7 protein-coding genes and 1 tRNA gene are annotated in these 12,025 nt (G+C 33.0%); 2 read left to right on the forward strand and 6 right to left on the reverse strand.

Features of this window, described 5'->3' with window-relative positions:
- Window positions 1-24: 24 nt before the first annotated feature.
- From N3C60_02160 to N3C60_02175, 4 genes are all read right to left on the reverse strand, one after another.
- Window positions 25-1,914: an ATP-binding protein gene (locus N3C60_02160; GenBank protein MCX8083705.1), complete on the reverse strand. Its 1,890-nt coding sequence runs from the start codon at window positions 1,912-1,914 to the stop codon at window positions 25-27.
- A gap of 6 nt (window positions 1,915-1,920) precedes the next feature.
- Window positions 1,921-2,964: a response regulator gene (locus N3C60_02165; GenBank protein ID MCX8083706.1), complete on the reverse strand. Its 1,044-nt coding sequence runs from the start codon at window positions 2,962-2,964 to the stop codon at window positions 1,921-1,923.
- On the reverse strand, window positions 2,957-4,066 hold the full coding sequence (locus N3C60_02170) for a response regulator (protein ID MCX8083707.1): 1,110 nt from the start codon (window positions 4,064-4,066) through the stop codon (window positions 2,957-2,959). The genes N3C60_02165 and N3C60_02170 overlap by 8 nt, the downstream gene beginning before the upstream one ends.
- A gap of 73 nt (window positions 4,067-4,139) precedes the next feature.
- A tRNA-Cys gene (locus N3C60_02175) sits at window positions 4,140-4,210 on the reverse strand.
- A gap of 130 nt (window positions 4,211-4,340) precedes the next feature.
- Between N3C60_02175 and N3C60_02180 the strand changes: the two genes are divergently transcribed.
- Both N3C60_02180 and N3C60_02185 read left to right on the forward strand, forming a co-directional pair.
- Entirely contained in the window at window positions 4,341-5,402 is a 1,062-nt protein-coding gene (locus tag N3C60_02180) for a substrate-binding domain-containing protein (GenBank protein MCX8083708.1), read from the forward strand.
- Window positions 5,399-7,774, forward strand: a complete 2,376-nt coding sequence (locus tag N3C60_02185) for a response regulator (protein ID MCX8083709.1) — start codon at window positions 5,399-5,401, stop codon at window positions 7,772-7,774. The genes N3C60_02180 and N3C60_02185 overlap by 4 nt, the downstream gene beginning before the upstream one ends.
- Before the next feature lie 6 nt (window positions 7,775-7,780).
- On the opposite strand, the gene N3C60_02190 is transcribed toward N3C60_02185, so the two are convergent.
- A complete protein-coding gene (locus N3C60_02190) occupies window positions 7,781-8,683 on the reverse strand; it encodes a diguanylate cyclase (protein MCX8083710.1) in 903 nt (300 codons plus the stop codon).
- A 2-nt stretch (window positions 8,684-8,685) separates the two neighbouring features.
- Window positions 8,686-11,949 carry a PAS domain-containing protein gene (locus N3C60_02195; protein MCX8083711.1) on the reverse strand — a complete coding sequence of 1,088 codons (3,264 nt, stop codon included), beginning with the start codon at window positions 11,947-11,949 and terminating at the stop codon, window positions 8,686-8,688.
- Window positions 11,950-12,025 lie beyond the last annotated feature (76 nt).

Raw genomic sequence — 12,025 nt, forward strand, 5'->3', positions numbered from 1 at the left:
ATTTTAACAGATAAAATGAAAAATTCAAGATTTTTTGTTTAACAATGGGATGGTAAAATAGAACGTTGCTCCCTTACCCAGTTCAGATTCAGCCCAAACTCTTCCACCATGGTTCTCTATAATACTTTTTACTATAGAAAGCCCCAATCCTGAGCCCTTAACTATCGGATTATCACCTCTTGCCTCTTGAAAAAAAGGCTCGAAGATCTTATCTTTATTCTTAGGATCAAAACCTATTCCGTCATCAGCAATACTTATCACCATTTCCCTCATAGCAGTATCCTCATAACCCCTGATGACTATGTGGCCCTCGTGCCCTACGAATTTTATAGCATTCCCCAGTATGTTAAAGACAACATCTTCCAACAATTTTTCATCAGCATAAACTGTTAAGTTGGGATCGATATCGATCTCCAATTTTATTTTTTTCTCAGATAATAAAGAAGAGAGAATCGATATAACCCTGTTTACAATGGTTAAGACCTTATTATCTTTTTTATTTAACGCCAATTTGTTAGTTTGTAATTTTGAAAAATCTATGATCTTGTTTACATAATCGAGAAGTTTCCCGCCAGCCTCAATTATCTTTTCCGCATATTTTACAGTTGTTTCATCGACATTTCTCATCTTTTTTAATAGCTGTGCAAAACCTAAAATGGCATTCAGGGGGGTTCGTATCTCGTGGGTAACACTTGCTAAGAAGATATTTTTTATCTTTTCACTTTCCAACAGTTGCTGTGCCATCTCCAGATATTTAATCTCTTGAATATGTATATTAAATAGTTCCTGAAAAAGGTTTATATAAATTTTTAATACACTTTCTTGCAAAAACTTCTTATTTTTCACACATAGATTAGCATTCAAGTAATAATATCTATTATTAACAAAAAATTTCATCGAAATATCAAACCCAGTTTCCTCATGATCAGACAATATAAGTTCATTAATAAGGTTAGAGTTTTCTTTTATTATATTTTGAAACTCAATAATGATTTCAGGAAAATCTCTTTTAAAATTAATATTTATTATCTTCTCTATAATTAACATGATCTCAAGAATTATGGTATTCTTCTCGTGGGAGATCATCATATCCACGATACTATCCAAATAAGATAAAAACTCTTTTGTCAGAAAGTTAATCCTTTGAAGAGTATCCTCTTTCACTATATTCTTATTCAAATAGTTGATTAACAAATCAGAAACAGCGACATGATACGTTGAATGGTAGGCACTAATCTCCTCCACCATATCCACAGTAATTCTGTCCAAAGCATGGCGATGCCTTTCCAAGATCTCGCTTACGTAACATTTTTTTGGATCTTTGATTACCTCCACTATATCCTGTGACAAATCATCTTTTTCTATCATACCCCTAATATTATCGTAATTTGTTATATGAGATCTTTTAATGTTGTTGATAATATCCACTATACTTTTAAATTCATTCACACTAAATAGACAAAGATCACTTCTTTCGTAATAACTGTGAAGCATTATAGCCAGACTCAATCCCAAATACTTTTCCAAAACCTTCAAAATCTCTTTAACATTTGAGTACTTCTCCTCAAAGATAATTTCTGTATATAAATTTTTCAGCAACGAATGGGCAGCAACCACATAGGTGTTATCCAGTCTGATTCTATAGTGAATAAGCCCCACATTATATATATATGGAATAAGATCGTAAAAATCCAAACTGAAGAGGTTTCTCTGATATTGCATCTGGGTCTTGGACAGCCTCAGTATCTCCGATTCACCTCTTAGAAAATTCTTTGTATAACCGTTTCTCATCAAAAAGTCGTAAAATTGGGTTGATATCTTCTTACCATATTTTATACTTAGCTTATGAAGAAGATTTGCATAATCCTTATCAGTTTCTGAAATATCAAATATAGACAAAAAAATATCTAGCATACAATCTCAATAAGCTAAGGAAATAGCAAAAGCATTCCCATAAAAATCTATTTTTTTACCATCACCAACACAAAGCTTATCCACAACAAACCCAGAAACTGGTTTATCTGAAAAATACTCCCTAACCTTATCCAACAAAAAGCTCTCATCCATATCTTTTAGAATTCTTTCACATATAATAACAGAAACAAGTCTACCCGTCTCTTTCACCCTGAAACTTTTAAAAAAATCATCCAGTCTATCCATCCTCTCACTATCGAAATCGTAATAGTAATAGTTTAAATGTATTTGAGAAGAGAAAATAACAGCATCAACAGGAATCAATACCCCATTTTCTACACAACAAAGATCGTTAGCTTTAAAACCAATAACCTCTCTGAAATGTCCAAGATTTGTAGAGTAATAGCTCAGTATATAGTTATTATCTTTGAACACCACTCTGTTATTATTATAACAAAAATTTATATCATCATGAACTTTAATAGCATCAGAGTAAGTAGACACAGTAATCCTATTCTCAACAAACGATTCGTTTACAATACCTTTAGGTATAGAAATAACGTAGTTCTTTTGGGATCTTTTATCCTTTAAAATGGTTAATACATCAGTATAAAAACATGAAGATGTCCAAACCACCATATTCTGATGTGGCAAATCAAAATTTTCAAAGCTCTCTATATCATAGAAAGTAATACTACTAACTCTATTGATCAATAGACTTTTAACCTCGTGAATAAAACTATCCAATACAATAGGCTTTGGTGCGAAAAAATCGAATTTACCTGTATCACTATCATCTATAAAAGCACTTATCCCAACAACAGGAACAAAAAGATCTTTTTCTTTTATCTTTTGAAGAATCTCAAACCCATTCCCATCTGGAAGCATTAGATCAACTATAGCTAAATCCACATTAATCTGTTCTAATATTTCAAAGGCTTTAGCCTTGTTAGCAGCTACATAAAACTCTGCATCTATTTCATTCCTCAAAAGATCATTCAATATCTCAAGATTAAATGGATCATCGTCCACAATCAATATTCTATACACTTTTATATATCTCCTGCATTATTTTTAAAATAGGAGGCAGTTCCTCCTGATCTTTAAATTTCTCCTTGATAGTAAGGAACTGGGATAGGTTTTCAATAAAGATATCAAGTAGCTTAGGATTAAACATCTTACCCCTGTCTGCAACCATTATTTTTACAGCTTCTTCTATGGAATAGGGTTCTTTGTATACCCTCTTAGTAGTTAAAGCATCAAACACATCTGCAATTTTACATATTTGACCATATATATGTATATCATCCCCCTTCTTACCAAAAGGATAACCAGAACCATCCCAGTTTTCATGATGACCTGCAATAATCTGATAACCAGCCTTCAAAACAGGGAAATCCTCATGATCCTTGAGCATCTCAAGCCCAATATTCACATGTAGCTTCATTATATCAAACTCCTCTTTCGTGTATCTACCTGGCTTTAAAAGGATAGCATCAGGTATCCCTACCTTGCCTATATCATGCAAAGGAGCAGCCACATGAATCAACTCCACCTCCTCCTTTCCCAAACCATATAGTTCAGCTAATAAAGCAGAGTACTCACTCATCCTTTTGGTATGATCACCTGTCTCAAAATCCCGGTATTCTGTAGCTTTACCAAGTCTCAAACTTATTTCAAGCTCTGCTCTTTTGCTCCTTTTGAGAGCCTCTTGAAGCTCAAAGGTTCTCTCAGCAACCATCTTTTCAAGAGTGTTATTAAAGTTTTGTAGGACATCGGCATACAGCTTAACATTGAGAGTATTTTTTATCCTGAGCTGAAGCTCAAAAATATCAATAGGCTTAGTAATAAAATCGTTGGCACCTAACTCGAGACATCTATATTTTTCATCGGGAAATGCTGTTATAACAATTATTGGTATATTGGGATAATTATGAGCTTTGGCTCCCCTTATCTCCCTTAAAACTTCGATACCGTTCATCAGAGGCATACCTATATCAAGCAGAACAAGGTCAACATCATGCTCCGAAAGCAGATTCAAGACTTGAAGTCCATTCTCAGCTTCCAAAAGCTTGTACCCTTGATCAGAAAGGAACTCAATAATTAACTCTCTGTTGAAAGACTCATCATCTGCTACTATTATTGTTGGCATAATAGTTATATTATCATAATTTAAAATTTAATCAATCAATTTCTTATAAAAATAGTTGTGTTTCTTCCTAAGAAGGCGACGCCCGGGTTCGAACCGGGGTACACGATTTTGCAGACCGTTGCCTAACCACTCGGCCACGTCGCCAATTAGGGGTATAATTTATATATGATAAGATGCACCTTGTCAAGAAGTTTCATAACAATATCTGTAAATCGCTTGAAAATTGGAACATTCTAATGTAGAATCATAATGAATATCCATCAAAGGGGATTTTATGAGATTTTTATATCTTGTGGTTCTTTTTCTGATATCAAAGGTAGCCTACTCTAATGAATACTGGACAATAGAAGAATTTTTAAAAAAATACCCGGAACAAAAAGTTCTCATGGAAAAATTAGATGAATTCGTTCAGACAAAAGGAACCCCATTAAAAACAAAAGTTAAAAAGGTGAAAATAGGGATAATCTATCCCGGTGGACAACTTTCAGATTACTGGGTTAGAAGTTTGAAATCCTTTAAAGCAAGAATGGATGAGCTGGGCATCCAGTATGAACTATACTCTGCGTTTGTAGACGAAGACGATATCGAAAAGATAAAGCTTCATATCAATTCATTTTTAAAAAATGAAATAGACTACCTTATCTTTACCCTCGATACGATAACCCACAAAAAGATTCTCTCCCAGCTAATAAATATGGACAAACCAAAATTGATACTGCAAAATATCACCACTCCATTAAAGGAATGGGAGTATAAACAGCCCTTTCTTTACGTCGGCTTTGACCATATAGAGGGGACAAAACTTTTAGCTGATTACTTTAAAAAAAATTTTCCACCTGGTAGTAAATACCTTATGCTCTTTTACAAAGACGGATATGTATCGAAAATGAGAGGTGATCAGTTCATTTTTCTTACAAAAGACAGATTTACACTGGCAGGGGCTTTTTTTACACATGGCAAGAAAGATGTAGCCAAAGAAGCAGTAAAGAAATTTTTCCAATCGAATTCAGTGGATTTCATCTATAGCTGTTCTACTGATATTACCATAGGTGCAATGGAAGCTTTATCTGAACTTAAGTTAAAGCATAAAATAGCTTTAAATGGGTGGGGAGGTGGTGAAAAAGAGATAGAATTGATTTTAAATGGACTATTAGATGTCACAGTAATGCGAATGAACGATGATAACGGAGTAGCTATGGCAGAAGCAATAAAATTAGATCTTCTTGGAGAAAAAGTACCGGTTATATACACTGGTAAGTTCAATATTGTCGACAAAAGCACCAGTAGAGATAAAATTGAATATTTAAAAAAGCAGGCTTTTAGATACAGTAAATGACAAAATATAGTTTAAAAACAGCAATATGGCTATATCTGATTTTTACCTTTTTAATGATCATAGGTATTTCTTTTATCATGTCATTTACCCTTTATGAAAAGTTGCTATCAAAGGAATACGACTCTTTTTTCCAGAAAAACAAAAAATATGCCCAAAATATTTTTGACAACATCATAAATAATCTCGGTACAAGTATTAAAACAGATTCTTTAAATATCCATCTTATCAATGCTATCAAACAAAAAAATGTAACTGAGATAGAAAAGCTTCTACAACCAGACACTATTTCCAACATTTTTGGAGTAGTATCCATCGTAGATGATTTCGTTTACAAAAAAGATTACCTCCTTTACGATACACAACTACTTATAAATGATGTAAAAAAAAGCATAACATCGCAAATCCATAACAATCTTATCCGGTTAAACACCCCTCTTGGTAACAAAACCCTAATCATTGTCACAAAAACTGTTTTAGATCCTAAAAATGGCCAATTATTGGCTGTATTGTTTAGAGGCGTAGAATTAAACAGTTACGATCCTTTGATCTATGATATTGTTAAGGGTAGCATGCTGGATTTAATAAGTCTTTACTATTACAATGAATTGATTATATCAAATTCAAACAAACCTTTTACAAAAAACAACACTCTAAACTATGCATGCGTTTGTGAAAACGATTATATCACCTACAAAACACAACTCGATTTTGATGGGAAACCAAGTCCGATTATCCTTGTTATGGCGCTTAAAAGTACATTCTTTAAGGAGTTCCAACACAAGTTGATAGTCTGGTTTTCACTATTTTTTATACTTATGGTTTTGCTCTTAATGGGTATCACATTTTTTTTAAACAAAATGTTTCTTAATCCACTTTTAAAAATTCAAGATTTTGCAGGTAGGATCTCTACAGGAGAAAAACAATTGGAAATCCCCCATTTTTACTTTAAAGAATATGAAAACTTAGCAGTCTACATAAAACAGGTTATAGAAGAGCTATACAAAGCAAGGGAGTCAGCAGAAAGATCAAATAAGGCTAAAGATTTTTTCCTTGCCAATATCAGCCATGAGTTAAGAACACCTCTTAATTCAATCTTGGGCTTTGCAGAGATACTAAAAAATAAAGAAACAGATCCAGAAAAAATGAGTTTTATTGGCAATATATATACTTCATCAGAGATACTTATGAATCTTATAAACGATATATTGGAGTATTCAAAGATTGAATCTGGAAGATTTGAACTGCAAAGGGTTGATTTTTCATTAAAAGAGATCGCGTTAAACCTGGTAAATATCTTTCACCTTAGCGCATCAAAAAAGAATATCAAACTTAATTTAATCTTTGACGACACACTTCCACCATTAGTTATTGGAGATAAGCTAAGAATTACCCAAGTACTTTCTAACCTTTTGAGTAATTCAATAAAATTTACTGAAGAAGGTAACATTACAATAGAAATAAAACTTTTGAACAAAAGTAGTGATTTATCAAAGGTATTAGTAAGATTCTCTGTAAAAGATACAGGTATTGGTATAAATGACACCGATAAAGAAAAGATATTTAGACCTTTTACCCAAGCAGACATATCCATCACAAGGAAATATGGTGGCACAGGTCTTGGTCTAACAATATCCAAAAAATTAGTTGAGCTTATGGGTGGAAATCTGCTACTGGAAAGTGAAATCAATAAAGGGAGCCATTTCTATTTTGACCTATATCTTGAAGTTCAGAGCTGGAATTTGGATGAAAAAAGAGATACCAATGACATTGTAGATGCTGTATCTAATATAGATTTAAATGGCAATAGAATTTTGATTGTAGAGGATAATATAATTAACCAACAACTTTTAAAAAACATGCTAAAAGATCATAATGCAACAGTGGATATAGCTTCAGATGGTAACGAAGCTTTAAATTTGTATAAGACCAACAAATACAATCTTATACTCATGGATATCCAAATGCCAAATATGGATGGTTACACCACAACCCAAAAAATTAGAGAATTGGACAAAGATATACCCATTATAGCCCTAACAGCAGCTGCCATGATAGAAGACAGAGAAAAAGCATTACAAGCAGGTATGAATGAACATCTGGCAAAACCTTTTAAAAAATCTACTTTAATTAAAACGTTACAAAAATATCTATTAAGCAATAAAAAAAACAAATCAGATCTAATCGATAATTATATAAAGATCTCCAGAGCCCTTTCCAACAGAGAGAAGATAGATGATAGCGTAATATCAAGTTTTATAAAGCTTCTCGAAGGAAAAATTCCAGTCGATACATTGAAAGTTCTTTATGAAAAAATAAAAGAAGAAAAATATGATGAGGCAAAAGATATATTCGAAAAACTAAAGATATCTTAATAGGTCTTATAATAACACTATTTTATTTCTTCCAGTCTGTTTAGCATTATAAAGGGCATCATCTGCATGTTTTAAAAGTTTTTCCCAGGAGTTATGATCAGTAGGTACTGTCGAAGTACCGCCGATACTAACCGTAACATAGGAAGATATTGCGGAGGTTTTATGTTCTAACTTCAGCTGATCAATATTAGTTTTAATCCTTTCAGCAACAATTTGAGCATCATTCATATCAGTTTCCGGTAAGATACAAGCAAACTCTTCTCCACCAAACCTAGCAGCAAGATCGGTGGGTCTTTTTAATGAAATCTGTATTGTTTTAGCAACCATTTTAAGACAATCATCACCACTGATATGGCCATAAGTATCGTTGTACAGCTTGAAATAATCGATATCTATCATTAACACTGATATAAACCTTTTTCTTCTGTAAGCTATTTTGTATTGTCTCTCAAGATAGTCGATCAACATTCTTTTATTTGCGATACCGGTCAAACCATCTATCATAGTTAGATTTTTAAAAAAATCCCTCTGCTTCTTCAACTCCACATGAGTTTTAACCCTCACTTTCAACAAAGGCCCAACAATTGGCTTTGTTATATAATCCACAGCTCCAGCCTCTAACCCCCTCACCTCTTGATCGATGCTATCTAAAGCTGTTATAAAGATAACTGGTATATCCCGAGTGGAAGGATCCTGTTTCAACGTTTTTAAAACTTTGTACCCATCTATATCAGGCATCATCACATCGAGAAGAATTAAATCTGGAAGGTTATCCAAAGCTGTTTTTATCGCCGTTTTACCATCAGTCGCGAATATAATCTCATATTCATCCTTTAAAATGTTGTTTATCACCATGATATTTGATGTTGAATCATCTACTATGAGTATCTTATCCTTTTTCTCATACATAACTAAACCTTTAACATTTTTTTAATGATATCAGAAGCTTTTTTAAATTCAAGATTATTAATACACTTTTCTATTTCTTTTACCAGTTCTGGATAATTTGAAACAATGCCATTTTTTATGTGGGTAAACTTATCGATGGCTTTAAGATTGTTGGAGTCTAATAACTGAATTAGGGTAATAAGCTCATCATCGTTTATAGCGTCATGATCCATTTCTAAAAATGTGTCTTTTGTAAAATCATTAAAGCTTTTTAACATATCTATCTGATTGAAGAATTTTTCAAATAGCTCCATATACAAAGATGGAGGGATCTTCTCCTTCAGCCTCTTATCGATCTCCTGCAAATTTTTATGTATCTCAATAAGACTTAGATTACCCGCTGCACCCTTGTGCTTGTGTATCTCTTTTTGGAGTATATCAACTTCGTCTCGTTCTAAACATGCTTTTATAGTAGGTAGACTCTTTTCCACCTCTTCAACAAAGATCTTGATCAATGGTCTTATATCTTCAAGACGACCGCCCCTTGAATATAAATCCTCTACATCGAGGAAAGGAATTTTAAAACCACTAACTTCTTCTTCCTTTTTTATTTTACAACTTAAAGGCACCCATTTTATAAGAGCATTTAATAGGTCATTCAAAGAAACAGGTTTTATGAGATGATCATTCATACCAGCTTCTAATGACTTATCAGCATCAGTTTTAAAAGCATGGGCACTGACTGCCACAATAGGTACATCTATATACTTTGGTAACATCCTTATCATTCTTGTGGTCTCATAACCATCCATATTGGGCATCTGTATATCCATAAAAATAATGCTATAATCTTTATTCTTAGCCATCTCAATCGCTTCAGCACCATCATTAGCAATATCTGCCGCTATATTTAGTTGTGATAACATTTTGTGCAATACTATTTGATTCACAGGATTATCTTCCACAATAAGGGCTTTAATATTTGCAGTGTCAATATTTGCCATTAAACTTGGTGATACAGTTTTATCTTCTTTATAAAATAGCTCCACTATAGCATTGTAGATATCTGATGGTAAAAAAGGTTTTTCTATCACTATCACATTCTTATCCAATATTCTCTTGATCTCCTGGGATGATATATCAGATAATAACAATACTTTCTGTGGATAGAACTGATTTAAAATATCTTTGATCTTTTCTATGTACTCCGGCTTGTATTCCAAAAAGATAATATCGAATCGCTCCTTAAATGTTATATCAATACTTTCAAAATCTATATACTCTGCTTCCATATTTAACGATCTCAAAATATCCACAACATTTTTTACAAAAATTGTTTTTGTATCTAAAACAGCTATCTTCAGATTAGATAACTGTTTTTTCAAATTACTTTCTTCTAAATCTACTTTCTTAAAATTTAAAGCTACAGTAAAAACCGAACCACGATTTAACTCTGAGTCTACATATATCTCCCCTCCCAGAGCATCTACTATCTTCTTTACAATACTTAACCCAAGCCCTGTTCCTCCATATTTTTTAGAAATGGTGAGATCACCTTGATAAAATGGTGTAAACAGTTTGGAGAGCTGTTCCTGAGACATACCAATCCCTGTATCCTTGACTTTAAAATAGATTTTCGTCTGGGTTTCATTCACATCACTACAAAATATCTCTAAAGATACATAACCCTTTTCGGTAAACTTTATTGCATTGCCCAAGAGATTGGTCAATATCTGTTTTAATCTAAAAGGATCACCTATCAAATTGTAAGGAACATGCGGGTCTATGAAAACAGTGAGATCGATATTCTTATCCTTAGCCCTGTAATACAAAACCTTTATTATCTCATTTACCAAATCCTTTAACGAAAACTCTTCGAAATTCAGCTTAAGTTCCCCAGCCTCTATTTTGGAAAAGTCTAAAATATCATTAATCAGATCCAACAAATGCAGTGAAGCAACATGTAAATGATTCACATAGTCTTTAATCAGCGGAGAAAGTTTCTCAGACATGAGGATTTGGGCTATACCAATTATACCATTAAGGGGGGTCCTTATCTCATGGGACATATTTGCAAGAAACACTGTTTTAGCATTATTGGCTCTATCAGCCATTTCTTTTGCTATTATTAATTCTGTCTCAGCAAGTTTTTTATCATTTATATTTATTATAACAGCTATAAGATTTTTTATATTATTATAATCATCTTTCAAAGCTGTTACATTTAAATCCACCCAAACCAGTGATCCATCTTTCTTCACATATTTTTTTTCAATTCGATAGCTATTTATGTTACCGGATAACAGATCTCTCATCAACTTTTTTTCCTGTTCAAAATCAGGAGGAAAAGTCAGTTCAGCCACTGAAATATTTTTTAACTCTTCAAGGCTATAGCCTACAAGATCACAGAAATAGCTATTAGCCAACAGAATATTACCACTTAAATCCCCAAAAACAATACCCACAGTAGCATTATCAAAAATACTCCTAAAGATCTTTTCCTGCTCCTTAACGGATTGCTCCAATATAACTTTTTCAGTTATATCTTGAACCGTTCCCACAGATCTAATGGGCTTTCCATCGCTATCGTAAAAAGTTTTCCCCCTCTCTATAACATACTTAACCCTTCCATCTGGCATAAGCAATCTATGTTCCACAACATAATCTGTTTTATTTTTTACCGAATTCCAGTATGCAGTATTGACCTTTTCCCTATCATCAGGATGAACAAAAGAGATAAAGGCATCATAAGAAGCTCCAAAATGTTTTTTATCTACCTCAAAGATCACAAAGATTTCATCGGACCAAGTCAATTTATTATTTATAATATCAAGATCCCACGATCCAATAGAAGCAATCTTCTCTGCTTCCTGTAACAAAGATAGTTTTTCCTCGAGTTCCAATTCTACTAATTTCTTCTCAGTAATATCAATATGGACACCGGATACAAGGTGATACTGTCCATTTTCATCAAACTTGAAAACCTTGCCCGACCCACGTATCCACCGATAAGTGTTATCCTTACCCTTCAAGCGGAATTCCACAGTGAAACTATTTTTTTCTTGCAGTTGCTCAAACAAAGACTGCTCAACACCTTTTAAATCATCAGGATGGACCAATGAGGCCCATACATCGTAGCTTATAGGAAATTCTTTTGGAGCATAGCCTAACATAATATAAGCATAATCGGACCAATAAGCCTCACCTGTTTTTACATCCCATAACCACAAACCGATATTACCATTTTCCAAAGCATTAAATATGGATTCCAAATTAGGTGTATTCATAAGCTAATTATAACAGAAAAAGCAGAAGATTACTGCCTTATTTGTTTTATTTTTTATCACTTTTATCTTTTTTTGT

This window comes from Calditerrivibrio sp., from assembly GCA_026415135.1.
In the GTDB taxonomy this organism is placed as follows: Bacteria; Chrysiogenota; Deferribacteres; order Deferribacterales; family Calditerrivibrionaceae; genus Calditerrivibrio.

Bases quoted from the DNA above. Each gene is read 5' to 3' on its own strand.
- N3C60_02195 (MCX8083711.1), bottom strand. From the start codon at position 11,949: ATGAATACACCTAATTTGGAATCCATATTTAATGCTTTGGAAAATGGT.
- N3C60_02170 (MCX8083707.1), bottom strand. From the start codon at position 4,066: ATGCCAACAATAATAGTAGCAGATGATGAGTCTTTCAACAGAGAGTTA.
- N3C60_02180 (MCX8083708.1), top strand. From the start codon at position 4,341: ATGAGATTTTTATATCTTGTGGTTCTTTTTCTGATATCAAAGGTAGCC.
- N3C60_02185 (MCX8083709.1), top strand. From the start codon at position 5,399: ATGACAAAATATAGTTTAAAAACAGCAATATGGCTATATCTGATTTTT.
- N3C60_02160 (MCX8083705.1), bottom strand. From the start codon at position 1,914: ATGCTAGATATTTTTTTGTCTATATTTGATATTTCAGAAACTGATAAG.
- N3C60_02190 (MCX8083710.1), bottom strand. From the start codon at position 8,683: ATGTATGAGAAAAAGGATAAGATACTCATAGTAGATGATTCAACATCA.